This window comes from Gymnodinialimonas mytili, from assembly GCF_037544085.1.
GTDB lineage: Bacteria > Pseudomonadota > Alphaproteobacteria > Rhodobacterales > Rhodobacteraceae > Gymnodinialimonas > Gymnodinialimonas mytili.
The window spans coordinates 22,597-39,365 of sequence record NZ_JBBIFW010000003.1; the positions used below are offsets into that span (position 1 = coordinate 22,597).

General features: G+C 61.2%; 15 protein-coding genes. 6 read left to right on the plus strand and 9 right to left on the minus strand.

The features are described from left to right. Nucleotides 1-2: 2 nt before the first annotated feature. Both V8J82_RS14325 and V8J82_RS14330 read right to left on the minus strand, forming a co-directional pair. On the minus strand, nt 3-344 hold the full coding sequence (locus V8J82_RS14325; RefSeq protein ID WP_339976076.1) for a RidA family protein: 342 nt from the start codon (nt 342-344) through the stop codon (nt 3-5). Continuing rightward, nucleotides 341-2,242: an AMP-binding protein gene (locus V8J82_RS14330; protein WP_339976077.1), complete on the minus strand. Its 1,902-nt coding sequence runs from the start codon at nt 2,240-2,242 to the stop codon at nt 341-343. The genes V8J82_RS14325 and V8J82_RS14330 overlap by 4 nt, the downstream gene beginning before the upstream one ends. Nucleotides 2,243-2,346: 104 nt before the next feature. Between V8J82_RS14330 and V8J82_RS14335 the strand changes: the two genes are divergently transcribed. The 4 genes from V8J82_RS14335 (at nt 2,347) to V8J82_RS14350 (ending at nt 5,840) form a co-directional block, all read left to right on the plus strand. Beyond that, entirely contained in the window at nt 2,347-2,748 is a 402-nt protein-coding gene (locus tag V8J82_RS14335) for a rhodanese-like domain-containing protein (RefSeq protein ID WP_339976078.1), read from the plus strand. Between the two features lie 62 nt (nt 2,749-2,810). Beyond that, the gene (aroQ, locus tag V8J82_RS14340) at nt 2,811-3,263 is read left to right on the plus strand and encodes a type II 3-dehydroquinate dehydratase (protein ID WP_339976079.1); all 453 of its coding nucleotides are present in this window, start codon (nt 2,811-2,813) and stop codon (nt 3,261-3,263) included. Then, a complete protein-coding gene (locus V8J82_RS14345; protein WP_339976080.1) occupies nt 3,260-4,063 on the plus strand; it encodes a helix-turn-helix transcriptional regulator in 804 nt (267 codons plus the stop codon). Before aroQ ends, V8J82_RS14345 begins: the two co-directional genes overlap by 4 nt. Nucleotides 4,064-4,550: 487 nt before the next feature. After that, nucleotides 4,551-5,840 carry an MFS transporter gene (locus V8J82_RS14350; RefSeq protein WP_339976081.1) on the plus strand — a complete coding sequence of 430 codons (1,290 nt, stop codon included), beginning with the start codon at nt 4,551-4,553 and terminating at the stop codon, nt 5,838-5,840. A gap of 220 nt (nt 5,841-6,060) precedes the next feature. Here V8J82_RS14350 and V8J82_RS14355 read toward each other — a convergent pair whose 3' ends face one another. The 7 genes from V8J82_RS14355 to V8J82_RS14385 form a co-directional block, all read right to left on the minus strand. Continuing rightward, nucleotides 6,061-7,431, minus strand: a complete 1,371-nt coding sequence (locus V8J82_RS14355; RefSeq protein ID WP_339976082.1) for an FGGY-family carbohydrate kinase — start codon at nt 7,429-7,431, stop codon at nt 6,061-6,063. Continuing rightward, nucleotides 7,428-7,745 carry an L-rhamnose mutarotase gene (rhaM, locus tag V8J82_RS14360; RefSeq protein WP_339976083.1) on the minus strand — a complete coding sequence of 106 codons (318 nt, stop codon included), beginning with the start codon at nt 7,743-7,745 and terminating at the stop codon, nt 7,428-7,430. The genes V8J82_RS14355 and rhaM overlap by 4 nt, the downstream gene beginning before the upstream one ends. Next, nucleotides 7,742-8,725 (minus strand): ABC transporter permease, encoded by a 984-nt coding sequence (locus tag V8J82_RS14365; RefSeq protein ID WP_339976084.1) that lies wholly within the window; start codon nt 8,723-8,725, stop codon nt 7,742-7,744. The genes rhaM and V8J82_RS14365 overlap by 4 nt, the downstream gene beginning before the upstream one ends. Next, nucleotides 8,722-9,708 (minus strand): ABC transporter permease, encoded by a 987-nt coding sequence (locus V8J82_RS14370; RefSeq protein ID WP_339976085.1) that lies wholly within the window; start codon nt 9,706-9,708, stop codon nt 8,722-8,724. The genes V8J82_RS14365 and V8J82_RS14370 overlap by 4 nt, the downstream gene beginning before the upstream one ends. Beyond that, nucleotides 9,705-11,267: a sugar ABC transporter ATP-binding protein gene (locus V8J82_RS14375; protein ID WP_339976086.1), complete on the minus strand. Its 1,563-nt coding sequence runs from the start codon at nt 11,265-11,267 to the stop codon at nt 9,705-9,707. Before V8J82_RS14375 ends, V8J82_RS14370 begins: the two co-directional genes overlap by 4 nt. A gap of 71 nt (nt 11,268-11,338) precedes the next feature. Beyond that, nucleotides 11,339-12,343: a rhamnose ABC transporter substrate-binding protein gene (gene rhaS / locus V8J82_RS14380; protein ID WP_339976087.1), complete on the minus strand. Its 1,005-nt coding sequence runs from the start codon at nt 12,341-12,343 to the stop codon at nt 11,339-11,341. A gap of 38 nt (nt 12,344-12,381) precedes the next feature. After that, complete coding sequence (locus V8J82_RS14385) at nt 12,382-13,182, minus strand: DeoR/GlpR family DNA-binding transcription regulator (RefSeq protein WP_339976088.1); 801 nt, start codon at nt 13,180-13,182, stop codon at nt 12,382-12,384. Nucleotides 13,183-13,371: 189 nt separating this feature from the next. Between V8J82_RS14385 and V8J82_RS14390 the strand changes: the two genes are divergently transcribed. Then, a complete protein-coding gene (locus tag V8J82_RS14390; RefSeq protein WP_339976089.1) occupies nt 13,372-15,474 on the plus strand; it encodes a bifunctional rhamnulose-1-phosphate aldolase/short-chain dehydrogenase in 2,103 nt (700 codons plus the stop codon). 9 nt (nt 15,475-15,483) lie between these two features. Then, nucleotides 15,484-16,722 (plus strand): L-rhamnose isomerase, encoded by a 1,239-nt coding sequence (locus V8J82_RS14395; protein ID WP_339976090.1) that lies wholly within the window; start codon nt 15,484-15,486, stop codon nt 16,720-16,722. The last annotated feature ends 47 nt before the right edge of the window (nt 16,723-16,769 follow it).

Consider the following 16,769-nt stretch of genomic DNA (forward strand, 5'->3'; position numbering starts at 1 on the left):
CGCTATTTGATCGCAGCCGTCACGATGATTTCCACCATCAGCACGTCGCGGGCCAGTTTTGCCTCGCCGCAGGCACGGGCGGGCGCGTGGCCTTCTGGCACCCAGGCATTCCAGACCTCATTCATCTCGGCGAAATACGACATGTCCGACAGCCAGATGATCGCCTGCAACATATGTTCGCGGTCCGAGCCCGCGCGCTCCAGCAGCTCATCGACCCGACGCAGACACTCGGCGGTCTGTTCCTGGATCGTCTCGCCCTCGCCCACCTGCCCGCAGAGATAGGCGACGCCGTTATGTTTGACGATCTTGGAGCTGCGCGCGCTGACATCGATCCGGTCGATCATCCCACCAACCCCTTCGCGCTGAGCACATGGGTGATTTCATCCAGGATCGCGGGATCATCGATGGCTGCGGGCATCTTGTAGCTGTCCGCATCCGCGATCTTCTGCATTGTGCCCCGCAACACCTTGCCCGAGCGCGTCTTCGGCAGGCGTTTGACCGCCACGGCGGTCTTAAAGGCGGCGACCGCCCCGATATCATGGCGCACCATCTGCACCAATTCCTTTACGATCTCAGCCTCGGGCCGGTCGACGCCCGATTTGGTGACGAAGAAGCCAAGCGGCAACTGGCCTTTCAACGCATCGGCCTTCCCGATCACCGCGCATTCGGCGACGTCCTGGTGATGCGCCAACACCTCTTCCATGGCGCCAGTGCTGAGGCGGTGGCCCGCGACATTGATGATGTCGTCTGTGCGGGCCATGATGTGCAGATAGCCGTCCTCATCCAAGATCCCCGCGTCTGAGGTGGCGTAGAACCCTGGAAAATCATTCAGGTAGGACGACCGGAACCGATCTTCTGCATTCCACAGCGTCGGCAGGCAGGACGGCGGCAGCGGCAATTTCACCACGATATTGCCAAGCGTCCCCGGTGCCACCTCATGCCCCGCATCGTCCAGAACCTGCACGTCATAGCCCGGCATCGGCACGCCGGGTGACCCATGTTTGACCGGCAACGCCTCGATCCCCAGGGGGATGCCGGAAATCGCCCAACCGGTTTCCGTCTGCCACCAATGGTCGATGACGGGGACACTCAAGTGATCCTCGGCCCATTTCAGCGTTGCCGGGTCCGACCGTTCGCCCGCCAGGAACAGCGCGCGCAGGCTCGACATGTCGTAATCGCCAATCAACGCGGCCTCTGGGTCTTGACCGCGGATGGCGCGGAACGCGGTGGGGGCGGTGAACAGAACGCTGACATCATGGTCCGAGATCACGCGCCAAAACGCGCCCGCATCGGGTGTGCCGATGGGTTTGCCTTCGTAAACGATGGTTGTGCAGCCCGCCAGCAGCGGCGCGTAGCAGATATAAGAATGCCCCACGACCCAGCCGACATCCGAGGCCGCCCAGAAGACCTCGCCAGGTTTCACGCCGTAGAGGTTCTCCATCGTCCAATTCAGCGCGACCATGTGGCCGCCGGTATCACGAACCACGCCCTTGGGCTGGCCGGTCGTCCCGGAGGTGTACAGGATATAGGCCGGATCGGTCGCGTTCATCTCGGCGCAATCGGCGCGGCGCCCGTCAGCGCGCGCCTGGGCCATCGCGGCGGCGTAATCCACATCGCGCCCGTCAACCAGAGTCGCAGGCGCCGTCTCGCGCTGCACGATCACGCAGGTTTCAAGCGTATTCTCAGCAATATCAACCGCTTCGTTGAGGAGGCTCATGTAATCCACGACGCGCCCCGGCTCGATCCCGCAACTGGCGGCAATCACCGCCTTGGCGCCCGCATCGTCGATCCGTGTGGCGAGTTCCGGGGCCGCAAAGCCGCCGAATACCACCGAATGGACCGCCCCGATGCGCGCGCAGGCCAGCATCGCCACCAGCGCTTCGGGAACCATCGGCATATAGATGATCACGCGATCCCCCTGCCCCAGGCCCTGCTCCTGCAGCACCGCGCCGAAGGTCGCGACCTCGTCCAACAACTCGGCATAGGTGAATTTGCGCAGGCTCTCCGTGACCGGGCTGTCGTAAATCAGTGCCAGGCGATCCCCGTGCCCTGCCGCCACATGGCGGTCCAGCGCATTGTAACAGGTGTTGCAGGTGCCATCGGTAAACCACCGGCCATAAACGCCAGCCTCGGCATCAAATGTGGTTTTCGGGGGGGTCATCCAATCGATCGCTTCCGCGGCTTTGGCCCAAAATTGCTGCGGATCTGCCGCCCAAGCGGCATAGGTGTCGCGATACGTCACTCAGATATCCTCCCGTAGATGTCCCGCGCGCATGTAGCGGCCCCTCGCCGCGACGGTCAATCTGCGTTACCGCTAGCTGCGACGTTTTCGAAAGAGGATAGCCCATGCCCCTGACCACGACCGCCGCCCAAATGGTGGCCGATGCCCGCGCGCGGATTGAAGAGGTTGAGACCAAGGATCTGATCGCACAATTGGGCGATCCGGATCTGGTGATCGTCGATATCCGGGACATCCGCGAACGCCAGCGCAGCGGCGCGATCCCTGGCTCGGTCCATGCGCCGCGCGGGATGATCGAGTTCTGGGTCGATCCCGACAGCCCCTATCACAAGCCTGTGTTCGATCAGCCCGGCAAACGCTACGTGTTTCACTGTGCCTCGGGCTGGCGATCTGCCCTGACCGTGGCGACCTTGCAGGATATGGGCTTTGCGGCGGCGCATTTGCGCGAGGGTTACTCGACCTGGGCAGATCAGGGTGGCCCCGTCGCACCGCATGAGCCCAAAGGTTAAGAGCCTCTCGACGCCGGGAGAGGCTTGATTATATGGTGGCGCCAAAGGGACAGAGCAAAAACATGAAGATTTTGGTGCTGAATGGCCCGAACCTCAATCTGTTGGGGGAACGGGAGCCGTCCATATACGGGGCGATGACGCTGGCCGATATCGAGGCCACCTGCCGCGATCTGGGTGCTGAATTGGGGCTGGAGGTGCGCTTTGCACAATCCAACCATGAGGGCAGTCTGGTCGATCTGCTGCACGAGGCGCGTCAGGTCTGTGACGGTGTGGTTTTGAATGCAGGCGCCTATACCCATAGCTCCATCGCGTTGCGCGACGCCATTTCGGCCACCGGTCTTCCGACGATTGAGCTACATATGTCCAATACCCACGCCCGTGAGGGGTTTCGCCATGTCTCGATGATCGGCGCCGTCTGTGTCGGGATCATCCAGGGTTTTGGCCCCGCAGGCTATCCACTGGCGCTGCGCGCGCTGCACATACACCTGATTTCGACGAAGGACATTCCATCATGAAACGCCTGCGCGCCTATCTGACGATGACCACGGTCGAGGATCTGTGGTCGCACCATACCAAGGTCATGGCCAGCTATGGCTTTGACCGGATGTTCTATGGCTTCAACGCATTCCGAGGTGCGGGGCTTTATGACAATCCGGAAGATGCGCTGCTGCTGACCAATATGCCCACCGATTATGTCGAGGCCTATGTCGATGGCGGCATGTTCCGCGACGGCGTCATGATGCGGTGGGCGATTGAGCATACCGGCGCAGCGTCCTGGCGCGACGTCTATACCGAAATGGCCAGCGAAGACCCCTCCCCCGGCGAATTGGCGATGCGCGCCTTGAATGAAAAGCACGGGATCACAGCCGGTTATACAATCAGTTTTCCCATGGCGATCAAGAATGCCAATGCCGGGATCGGTTTGGCGGTCAAGAAAGGCATGGGCCAGGATGAGGCCGATGCGATCTGGGCCGAACATGGTGCGGATATCGAAACCATCTGCCACATAGCCCATCTCTGCATCCTGCAATTGCCCGCCACCGGCCAGCGCAAGTTGCTGACACCACGCCAATCCGAGGTTCTGGAATTGGTTGCCGACGGCAAAACCATGGCCGATATCGCCCTGCTGCTGGAGCGGAACGTGGCCACCGTCGAAAAGCATCTGCGCGGCGCACGGGACGCGTTGGGGGTCGAGACCACGGCCCAGGCGGTGCGCAAAGCATCGATTCTGAATCAGATTTTCCGCCTCGACGAACGCGAGGATCGGACCGCGAGATTGCCCCATATGGCGGGCTCGGTTCTCGACCGAAGCTGATTTCCCGTTTTTTTCACGGCAAACCTGTCCTTTTAGACAGGTCTTTTGGGATAGGTAAGGAATACCCCAGCTTTTCTGTTCGGTTCAAATATCGCATTCTGGGGTCGTTCCGTGAGTGATGGCAATTATGGCCAGGAACACCGGGTTCCGGAGCGGTATAGTCCCGCCTCCGGGCCCACCCAAAAGGCCACAAGCCTGGCGGGGCCTGAAGCGGGTGATCTCTATTTGTTGGATCGCATCAGCGCTTTGGGGAAACGGTTGGCGCCCCTTTGTCCCTTGTCCCTTGCGCCGGACCGTTCAAGATAGCGGCGTCACCGTGTCCCCGGTGGCGCCGTTTTTTGTTGCGCTCTCGGAATGCCAAGGCTGGATTGCGGGACAAAGTGAGCCTTCGCGGCGCTTGTTCGAACGACGGCTTTAGTACACGCAGGATCGACGTCAGCTCTGCCGAGACATTGTGCAAGTTGCTTGCAAAGACGAAGGTGCGACCATGTCGACCGAATTAGAGTTCTCCATCGCTGCGCTAAACGGTCCGGCGAAACGGCACATCCGGGTGTTTCAGATCCACCAGTTCCTTGACCGTTTTGCCATGGGGCTGACCGTCGCTGTTGTCGCTCTGGCGCTAACCGATCGAGGCATGGACCTCTTCCAAATCTCGCTTCTGTTTGGGGTCTACTCACTGACGACAATGGCGATGGAACTCCCGTTCGGCGGATTGGCCGACAACATCGGACGCAAGCCGGTCTTTCTGGCCGCGGTCGTCGCCAGCTTGATCTCGCTGGCACTCTTTCTCTCGACAAGCAATTTCTACGTTCTCGCGCTGTCATTTGCCTTCATCGGTTTTGGACGCGCGCTACGGTCGGGCACGCTCGACGCCTGGTTCGTTGAGACCTTCAAGGCTGCGGCACCGAATGTGGATGTCCAGCCCGCTTTGGCGAAAGCGCAATGGGCCAATGCGATGGGCTTGGCGGTTGGGGCTGTTTTCGGAGGCCTTCTGCCCGATCTTTTAGGCTCGGTGGCAGAGAGGCTGGGCTTCAGTGTCTATGATGTGTCTTATGTGGCGAGCTTGGCCGTGATGCTGGGCGTGTTCGTCTACACCATGTTTGTCATCGTTGAAGAACCGCGCCCGCTGAACCGCCAAGCTTTGAAACAGGGCTTCGCCACAGTCCCGCTGGTGATCAAAGACGCAGGTCTACTCGCCCTCAGACATCCAGCATTGTCGGTGCTTTTGGCGGCTCTGGCCTTCTTCCTGATGGCGACTAACCCGGTCGAGGTGATCTGGCCCACCCATGCAAAACCGATGTTGGAGGACGGCTATGCAAACTCCGTCATCGGTGTCCTGACCGCGGCCTACTTCTTCTCAATCGCATTCGGTGCGTGGCTGTCACCGCGCATCAATCGGATTTTCAGGCGGCGGCATGCGGTGACCCTTGGGGCGGCCTTTGCCTGCCTGGCGGGCGTTCAGATCGCCTTGGCTTTACAGGGCGGCATCGTCGGCTTTGTGACCGTTTTCATTGTGTATTCTGTCGTCCTCGGCGTTTCTGAGACGCCAGCGAGTTCTATCCTGCATAGATCAGTAGAAGACCGCCAGCGCTCCACAATGCTCTCTCTGAAGTCGCTGATACAGCAACTCGGAGGAGCTTTGGGCCTGATCCTGGCGGGTGCCATCGCTGAGCTCTACTCCACACCCACCGCTTGGATGGTCGGCGCCATGTTTCTTGTCGTTGCCGTGATCCTGATCGGCATCCTCGCCAAACGGCTTGGTGCAGAGAATGAATAGCGGCCATTCGTGCGACATGCAGCATTCCGCACTAAGAGTTCGGTGCTGCCGTTAGGGGCAAAGATTTTTTGGGAGTCCGCCAAAAGGCTTACGGGCGCAGCGGTTTCGCGAAGAGGGGTGGGACTGTGCGTTCCCTGGTGTTCCTATCGTAGCACGATGTCATCTATAATCTCGCCCATATCATAGCGGTTCGCCACGCGACTACCGATCCAACCAGCCGCTATCCGGCTCGACATCCAAGGCGCCACACCGCCGCATAGGCCGCCATGTCTTCAGAGCGCTTCTCAGGGACAATGACGCGTTCGGCATTCGGGGTCGGGCATGGCCCATCGATAAGAAGGGCGGCCCCCTGGCTGGTCCCCGTCTGCCCGAGCGTCGCGTAGACCGGCGCCTCGGTCGCAGCGGCCAACATCTCCATATATGCCATATTCCGGCTGAACGGCCCCTCCACCATGATATCCCCGCGATGACCCGTCAGATCGAGGCACTCTGACGTGACCAGCGCGCAATAAAACGAGGCTGCGACGTGCCGGGCGTCAGCCCAAGCCGGCGGGCGCTCCGCACGCCACCCCCCTGCCCGCCCCGCGAACGGGCCCGTTTCCCGCACCAGGGCGGGCAGCAGCAGGGTCTGTTCCTCCAACACGCTGGCCATCGCCTCGGGCCCTGGCGCCGCATCGGCGCTTGCCGTGGCCAATTCAAATTCGCGCCCGCCCATGAAACGCGCGGACGGAACAGGCTGCCCCATCGCATTGACGTTCAGAAGCGTGTCTCGGTTCGCATCCAGATCGACCTCGGCACCGCCCATACTCATGACGACGATCCAGGTTCCGGTGGACACCACCGAAAATGGGGCGGGCCTGGACAGAAGATGCGGCAGCAGCGAGGCGTTGGAATCGTGGATCCCGCAGATGACGGGCGTGTCGGTCGGCAAGCCTGTCTGCCGCGCCACGTCGGGCAGGATATTCCCTAGCACCTCCGAAGGCGCGCGGGTTGGGGCAAGCTTGCCTTCAATCCTCAGCTTGCCCGGCAAATCCGACACGCGCCCGTCCCGCGGCAGCCAAAGATCCGTATGGCACCCGAGCGAGGTGGGGTCTGTCGCGGCAATTCCGCTGAGACGATAGGACCAATATTGGGGATAGGTCAGGATGGTCTTGGTCCGGGCCCGCAAATCGGGATCCTGATCGAACATCCAATCCAGCTGCGCGCCCACATTCAAACCACCCGCCAGCCGTGGCGAGCCTGTCTGCGCAAAAGGTGGCCGCAGGCGATTGTAGCAGGCGGCGCAGGCATCCGGCCCGGGATGCTCGTAATCCAGCATCGGCGCCGCCAGACCGCCATCCGCGTCAAGCAGCACGATCGAAGCGCCATGGGCTGTGATCGAAATGGCATCGACGCGATAATCGGTGTGAGAGTTGCGCAGCGCCGCCAGCAGGAAACGCCAATGCCCGTCCAGGTCAAAATGCGGCCAAGGCGGACCGGGCCGGACAGTGTTGGGGCGGGTCACCACCGCAATTTCGGACAGCGTCTCGCGCTCAACCAAGGCCAGCTTGACGTTGGTCTTGCCGATGTCGATGACCGCGACGTGGGTCATGGCATATGAAAGACCGATGTAAGCGGAACGGCGATTGGCGCATTGTCGGGATGGGTCACCATGAGATCGGCCATATGTGCCCACCAGCGCTTCATCACCGGATGCTCCGGCAGCGCGTCCATTCCATGATCTGCGGGCCGGGTCAGGATGCCGAACAGGATGTCGGTCTCTTCATCCAGGTAGATTGAATAATCCGACACGCCTGCCTCTTTCAAAAGCGTCACCAGCTCGGGCCAGATCGCGTCATGGCGCCTGCGATATTCATCGCGACAGGCCGGGTTCAGGCGCATCTTGAACGCATATCGTTCCATCATCCCCTCCACATCGCCCAGAGGCGCGGCAAGGCGATCACGCCGATCAAGAGGCCGCCGATGAAGATCGACATGACGATCCCCGGCACATTCAGAAGGCCGAGCCCGAAGGTCACAAGCCCGATGACGAATGCGGCAATCACCACACCGGGGATCGAGCCGGACCCGCCAAGGATATTCACCCCGCCCAGCACCACCATGGTGACGATCTCCAATTCCCAACCCAGCGCAATCGTGGGTCGTGTCGATCCCAGCCGCGCGGTCAGACAGACCGCCGCCACCCCTGCCATAAGCCCTGTCAGAAGGAAGAGGATGAATTTCACGCGGTCAACGCGGATGCCGGAAAACAGCGCCCCGGTCGGGTTGTTGCCGATCGCATAGATCGCGCGCCCGAAATTGGTGCGGTGCAACACCACGTAGTAGATCAGCGCCAATACCGCGAAGAGGACGAATTCAAACGAGATCACCCACCAGACATAGCCCTGACCAAAAAAGCTGAACTCAGGCGGATAGCCACGAAACCCCTGATCACCCAAAACGATGTATGAAATGCCGCGAAACAGGCTCATCGTGCCGATTGTCACCACAATGGATGGCAGACCAAGGCCCGTCACCAAGGCGCCGTTGAAGGCTCCGCACAGCAATCCCGTGCCCAGCCCGATGGCGACAAGCCCCCAGGTGCCGACGTCGAATTGCAAGGCATAGCCCATCGCGGTGGAGGCCAGCGCGATAATCGACGCGACCGACAGGTCGATCTCACCCGCGATGATCAACAGCGCCATCGCAAAAGCGATCATCGCCTTCTCGGTGAAATTGAAGGTCGCGTCGCTCAGGTTCCAGGCATCCAAGAAATAGGGCGATAGAAAGCTGTTGGTGATGAAGATCGCGATGGCAACGGCCAGCAATAAGCTTTCCCACGATTTCAGCGCCTTCAGGCCCGGGCTTTGCAAGCGATCTGGGATGCGGCGGGACGTGTCGCTCATGCCTGCGCCTCCCGCTCGGCGCGTTTCAGGATCAGGCGGCCTTTCCGGCGCCCGGCCCGCGCATTGAAGGCCACGGCGATCACGATGGCAGCGCCCGAAATCGCCAATTGCCAGAAGGGAGAGATTCCGACGACCGGCAACGCGTTCTTGATGATGCCCAGAAACAGCGCGCCCAGCACGGCGCCCATGATCGTGCCAGCCCCGCCCGCAATCGCAATGCCGCCGATCACGCAAGCCGCCACGACCTCCAACTCGAAGCCGCGCGCGATATCGACATAGGCCACAGCATAGCGCGCCACCCACAGATACCCGCAAAGCCCCGACAAGGTGCCCGACAGAACAAACGCCCAGAACTGGGTCTTGCCAACATCCAAGCCGGTATAGACAGCCGCATTGGGATTGCCGCCCACCGCATAGAACGCCCGGCCAAGAGGTGTGCGAGCCACGACGATCAACAGCACGACGGTCGCGGCTATGGCGATCCAGGCCAAGACAGGCAGCCCGAATATCTCGGCCCGTGGAAACCCGGTGAAAGCGGCGCTCATCTCATGGGCGTTCACCCATTCGCCATCGGACATCACAAAGATCAGACCCCGATAAATCGTCAGCGTGCCAAGTGTCACAACGATAGGCGGAATGCCCAAGGTCCATACCAGCACACCGTTGAATGCGCCCAGCAAGGCCCCAAGCGCCAGCGCCACCAGCAAAATCACCGGGATCGGCAGGCCCGGATAGGCCACGTTCAGCATCGCGCAGACCATACCGGTCAGCGCGAGGTTCGAGGCCACGGACAGATCGATACATCTGGTCAGGATCACGACCGCCTGGCCCAGGGCCAAGATGATCAGCGGCGCGGTGTCGGTAAATACATCGACCAGATTGGCGGGTCTGACGAAGGCGGGAAACCGGCTTGCGATCAGGGCAAGCAAGGACAGGATCACACCCACAAGCAGCGCTTCGCGGGATGTCAAAGCGCGCCTCATTGCACAACGCCTGCGGCCCGTTCCGGGGCCTGTGATCGGATCCCGGCGGCGTGGCGCACGAGTGTTTCGGGCGTCAGATCCGCGCCCGTAAGTTCCGTGGCGATCAATCCCTCGCGCATCACGATCACGCGGTCGGACATGCCAAGGATCTCGGGGATCTCCGAGCTGACCATGATCACGGCAAGCCCCTCGGCCGCCAATTCCGCCATGAAGGCATGGACCGCGGCCTTCGATCCGATATCGATCCCCTTCGTCGGCTCATCCAGGATGATCACTTTGGGTTTGGTCGCCAGCCATTTGGCAATGACAACCTTCTGCTGATTTCCGCCCGACAGATTTCCGACATCCTGATCCAGCGCCGCCGCGCGCAGATCGAGCCGGTCGGCATAGCCGCGCGCCAGGGCAAATTCCTCGGCCAGCCTCAAAAACCCAGCGCGCGAGGTCCGCCCCAGCGAGGGCAGCGTGACGTTTTGAAAGATCGGCAGGCCCAGGATGGCGCCCTGCTTGCCACGATCCTCGGGCACGTAGACGATCCCGCGCGCAATCGCATCGGCGGGCGAGCGGATCACCGTTTCGACGCCGTCGATCCGGATCGTGCCGCCCGAGGGCCGGGTAATCCCGAATATCGCCTGCATCAATTCGGAGCGCCCTGCCCCGACCAACCCGTAAACACCAAGGATTTCACCGGCGTTCAGGGTCAGGTCAATGTCCTCAAATTCCGTGGGATGCGCCAAATTGTCGATGCGCAAGACCTCGGCCCCGGTGGCGTGGGGGCGGTCTGGGAAGATCTGATCGACGGCCCGGCCCACCATAAGCTGCACAAGATCAGCTTCGGTGACATCGGCCATCGACCCGGCGCCGACATGTTCACCGTCACGGAACACGACATAGCGGTCGGCGATGCGGAAGATCTCATCGAATTTATGGGAGATGAACAGGATCGACCGTCCTTCCGATTTCAACCGCTCCACCAGATCGTAGAGCTCCTCGATCTCTTTCTGCGACAAAGCGGCGGTGGGCTCGTCCATGATGACGACCCGCGCATCGACCGACAGCGCCCGCGCGATGGCCACGAGGTGCTTGTTGGCAATGCCAAGATCCTTCAGCGGCGTGGCCGGATCCAACGGGGCGTCGATGCGGTCCAGGATCTCAGCCGCCTTGGCATGCATCCGGGCGGTGTCGATCAGCCCGAACCGCCCCCGGGGCGCATGGCCGATAAAGATGTTCTCGGCCACGGAAAGCTCATCGAACAGAACGGTCTCCTGGTGGATCGCGGTAATCCCTGTTTCGGTCGCATCCTGGGCGGTGTTGAACCGCACCGGCTGCCCGTCCACACTCATCTGACCCGCATCGGGCCGGTAGATGCCGGTCAAGACCTTCACGATGGTGGATTTACCGGCGCCGTTTTCACCGATCAGCGCCGTCACCTGCCCCGGATAGAGCTCCAGCGACACCGCATTCAGCGCTTTGACCCCCGGAAAGGTCTTTGTGATCCCCGAAAGCGTCAGGGCCGGATCACCGGAGTGACCTGCGGTCGAGGTGGGGGCAAGCTGCTGCATTGCGGGCCTGTATCTGCATCAGGTAACCCGGCGCACGACACACCGCGCGCCGGGCCGGGAGACCGCAGAGATCAGAAGATCTCGCGGAATTGTTCGATGTTGGACGCATCGTAAGTGAAGGGGTTGGCCATGGCGCCGGAATTGGTGTCATCCAGTTCCAATTCGCCCATCCGACCCATGCCGATGGTCGCGCCGGGCTCTGCTGTCGCGGCCTCGGTCGCCAGATTATAGGACAGCATCGTCGCCGCGTAACCCAGATCGATCGGGTTCCAGATCGCAAAGCTTTGGCTCGCGCCGGACTCAATCGCCCCCGCCATCTCAGACGGCAGACCAAGCCCGGTGACATTCACCTGACCGACCCGATCCTGATCGACGACAGCCTGGGCAGCGGCCACGATACCAACCGAGGTTGGCGCAATGATCGCGTCCAGATCGGGATAGGTCTGCATGAGGCCCACCGCTTCGCGATAGGACCGGTCAGCCAGATCGTCGCCGTAGACCGTCGCAACCACTTCGATGCCGGGATAATCGCCCATCACCGCATTCATCTCGGCGATCCAGGTGTTCTGATTGGTCGAAGTTGCCGTGGCCGACAGAACCGCAACCTGCCCGCCCTCGGGCAAGTGATCGGCGGCCAACTGAATGATCGTGCGCCCGATCAAAGCATCTGATGAGGGCGCCAGATGCAGCATCCGGCCCTCCTCGGCCACGCCCGAATCCCAGGAAATCACCGCAATCCCGCGTTGCATGGCCCGCTGCAGCACCGGCACCATGGCGTCAGGATCATTGGCCGAGACCGCAATCGCATCGACGCCCTGGGCGATCAGCGAATTGATGACCTCGATCTGGCCCTCCGCGGTGGTCGACGTTGGACCGGTATAGATGATTTCCACATTGCCCAATTCATCCGCGGCTTCCTGCGCGCCCTCGGCAGCGGCCTCGAAGAAACCGATGCCGAGCGCTTTGACGACCAGCGCGATGCGGACAGGTTCGTGACCGTCGGCATAGGCCGCCCCACCGGTCATCATCAATGCGGCCAAGGCGGTGCCGCCGAAAATCCGTCTTGTCATACTCATATCAGTTCCTCCCATGAATGAGTGTTGTTTGGTCGGCCTCACCCCGACCCGGTGGCCACCGCTGCATTCGGCGTTGCCACGATCAATTCGATATCCGCCGCCTCAAGCATCGCCGCCGCCCGGTCCGAAATCCCGTCATCGGTGACGACGATGTCGATCCGGTCGAGCGGACATAGAACAAGGCTTGAGCGGTTTTCGAATTTCGAGCTGTCGACCAGGACAACCAATTCATCCGCCTGCCCGATCAGCTTGGTTTCAGCCTGGATCAGCAGCGGGTCCGCCTCCATCAGACCCAGCGGACCAAGCCCCTGCGCGCCCATGAACATCCGGCGCGCCGCAAAGTTGCGGGTCACGTCATTGTCGAAGGGCGACAGGATGATGTTTTGTTCACGATAGATGGCGCCGCCCGACAGCATGATCGTGTTCTTGGAATGCTTGAGCAAATGCTCGGCAATCGGAAAGCTGTTGGTGAAGATCTGCATCCGCCGCATCGCCAATGGATGCACCATCTGAAACGTTGTTGTGCCGCCGTTGATGATGATCGCGTCGCCATCGTCACACAGATCAACCGCGGCCCGCGCGATGGCCTGCTTCTCGGCGCTGCGCATGGTCTCGTTCACCGCAAAGGTCCGCCCGGCCAGGCCCACGAATTGCGGCGGTGTGATCGCCTCGGCGCCGCCCCGGACCCGACGCAAGCGTTTTTCGGTATGCAGCGTGTTGATATCGCGCCGCACGGTCGCCTCAGACGCACCGGTCAGGGCACAGATGTCGGCCACGGTCACCACCGGGCGCTCTTGCACCGCGCTCAGGATCACGTTGTGGCGTTCTTTTTCGTGCATCGAATCCTCCCCGGTCGGGTCAATCGTGGAGTGTGTTTTCCTCACCTGTCAATCAGTAAATGTCATTATCAATCATTCTGCGGCGCAGCATGATTGAAGTTGATCGTTAGTGATTGACTTTCGGTGTGACGCTTCGCAACCTACCGGCATGGAACATGCAGGGCGGCGCGCGCCCGACAGGGAGGTCGCATGCTTGAAACCGCTGAAAACGCTCGTCTTCTGAATAAGTGGGATGCGACCAAAACCGCCGATATGTCAGAGCCAGAAAAGCTGCTCTATCGCTCGAATCTTTTGGGATCCGACAAGCGCATCACCAATTATGGCGGCGGCAACACCTCGGCCAAAGTGATGGAACAGGACCCCCTGACCGGCGATGCGGTCGAGGTCTTGTGGGTCAAGGGATCGGGCGGCGATGTCGGCTCGATCAAGATGGACGGTTTCGCGACCCTCTATATGGATAAGTTGCGCGCGTTGAAGGATCTCTATCGCGGCGTCGCCTTTGAGGATGACATGGTCGGCCTTCTGCCCCATTGCACCTTCAATCTGAACACGCGCGCGGCCTCGATCGATACCCCCCTGCACGCCTATGTGCCGCGAAAGCATGTCGACCACATGCACCCCGATGCCATCATCGCCATTGCGGCGGCGAAAGAGTCCAAGGCGCTGACTGCCGAGATCTTCGGGGATGAGATCGGATGGCTGCCATGGAAGCGGCCCGGCTATGAATTGGGGCTGTGGCTGGAGAAATTTTGCACCGAAAACCCCGCCGCCAAAGGTGTGATCTTGGAAAGCCACGGCCTGTTCACTTGGGATGACGATGCAGAAGCCTGCTACCGGCTGACGCTTGATGTGATCCAGCGCGCCATGGATTGGTTTGCCGAGAAAACCGCTGCACAGCCTGCTTTCGGCGGTGCTCAATATACCAGCCTGCCACGCGACGAGCGCCGGGCCGTTGCGGCGCGTCTGATGCCCGCAATCCGGGGGATGGTGTCGGGCAAACAGCATATGGTGGGTCATTTCGAGGACACCGAGACGGTTCTCGACTTCGTCAACGCCCGCAACATGAGACCGCTCGCCGCGCTTGGCACGTCGTGCCCGGATCATTTCCTGCGCACCAAGATCCGACCGTTGGTGGTAGAGTTCGACCCGGCCACCCCCGATACCGACGCCGTTCTGGCCGCATTGCCGGATCAGGTGGCCGCCTACCGTGACGAGTACACCGCCTATTACGAGCGCTGCAAACGCCCCGACAGCCCCCCGATCCGCGACCCGAATGCGGTCGTCTATCTGGTGCCGGGCGTCGGGATGATCACCTTTGCCAAGGACAAGGCGACGGCGCGGATCTCGGGCGAGTTCTACATCAACGCGATCAACGTCATGCGCGGTGCCAGCGCGGTGTCCGAATATCAGGGCCTGCCGGAACAAGAAGCCTTCGATATCGAATATTGGCTGCTGGAAGAAGCCAAGCTGCAACGCATGCCAAAACCCAAATCCCTGGCCGGTCGCGTCGCGCTGGTGACGGGTGGCGCGGGCGGGATCGGCGCGGCAACGGCGCATCGATACCTTGACGAAGGCGCATGCGTGGTGCTCGCAGATATTGACGAGGCCGCGCTTGGCGAGGCCGCCGATACGCTCGTCGATCAATTCTCCGCCGATGTCGTGCGCAGCGTCTCCATGGATGTCACAGACGAGGCCGCCGTTGCGCGTGCGATGCAGGCCGCAGCGGTGCAATATGGCGGCGTCGATATCCTCGTGTCGAACGCAGGCATCGCGTCCTCCGCCCCAATCGAAGAGACCTCGCTCGCGCTGTGGCAGAAGAACATGGATATCCTGAGCACGGGGTACTTCCTGGTCGCCCGAGAGGCGTTCAAACTGTTCCGCGCCCAGGGCCTCGGCGGATCGGTGGTGTTCATCGGGTCGAAGAATGCCCTGGCCGCCAGCCCGAATGCCGCCGCCTATTGCACTGCGAAGGCCAGCGAATTGCATCTCGCCCGCTGCCTCGCCCTGGAAGGGGCCGATGCCGGCATCCGCGTAAATGTCGTCAATCCAGATGCCGTCTTGCGGGGGTCGAAGATCTGGCAGGGCGAATGGCTGGACCAGCGCGCGGCGACATATGGCACGGACAAGGCGGGGCTGGAGGAGATGTATCGCAACCGTTCCATGCTGAAACGCGCCGTATTGCCCGAGGATATTGCCGAGGCCGCTTACTTTTTCGCGGCCGATACCTCTGCGAAATCGACCGGCAACATCATCAATGTCGACGCGGGTAACGCCCAATCCTTCACGCGGTAGGAGCGGAAGATGACCTATGAAAGTGCAAAAGCCGCCTTTGCCGATTGGGGCGTTGATACCGAAGCCGCGATGGCGCGCCTTGGGCAGATCGCGATTTCGATGCATTGCTGGCAGGGTGACGATGTTGTGGGGTTCGAGCAACGTGCTGGCCTCTCGGGCGGCGGCATTCAGGCCACGGGCAACCATCCTGGCCGGGCGCGGACGCCCGGCGAATTGCGCGCGGATCTGGATTTTGCCTATGGGCAAATCCCCGGCACACATCGCCTGAACCTGCATGCGATGTATCTCGACACCGATGCCAATCCGGATCGCGATGAGATCGAATATGGCCACTTTGCGCCATGGGTCGATTGGGCCAAGGCGCAGGGCATCGGGTTGGATTTCAACCCGACGTTTTTTGCCCATGAAAATGCCGATGACAATCTGACCCTCAGCCATCCCGATGAAGGCATTCGCGACTTCTGGATCGAACATGGCCGCCGCAGCCGAGAGATTGCCACGGGGTTTGGTGCGGCGTTGGGCAGCCCGTGCGTCAACAACATCTGGGTGCCCGACGGCTACAAGGATGTCCCCGTGGACCGCATCGCCGCGCGGGCTCGGCTTGAGACGTCACTGGACAGGATGCTGACCGACCGCCACGACAAAGCGCAGATGCTTGATGCGGTCGAAAGCAAGCTGTTCGGGATCGGGGTCGAGGCCTGCACCGTTGGCAGCCACGAATTCTATCTTGGCTATGCGATCCGCAAACAAACGTTGCTCTGCCTCGATATGGGGCATTTCCACCCGACGGAGAATGTGGCCGACAAGCTGAGCGCGGTGGCCTTGTCCCTGGATCAGATCCTGCTGCATGTCTCACGCCCGATGCGGTGGGACAGCGATCATGTGATCCTGTTGAACGACGATATCCTCGCCATGGCGCAGGAGCTTGTCTTTTGCGATCTGCTGGACCGGACGCGGATCGGGCTGGATTTCTTCGATGCCACAATCAGCCGAACGGCCGCTTGGGTCATCGGAACACGGAATATGCAAAAGGCGCTGCTGCGCGCGCTGTTGCTGCCGCAAGAGCGTCTGAAGGTTGCGGAAGCGCAGCTTGATTACACGACACGCCTGGTTCTGACGGAAGAGGTGAAAGACCTGCCGTTTTCGGCGGTGTGGGCCGAATTCTGCGACCGGCACAGCACGCCGGACGGATTGGCGTTGATCCAAGCATTGGACGCATATGATCAAAGCGTATCCCAGCGTGGTTAGCGGGATGTCATATTCCGGGATATCGTACATTCATCGATTTCATGCCC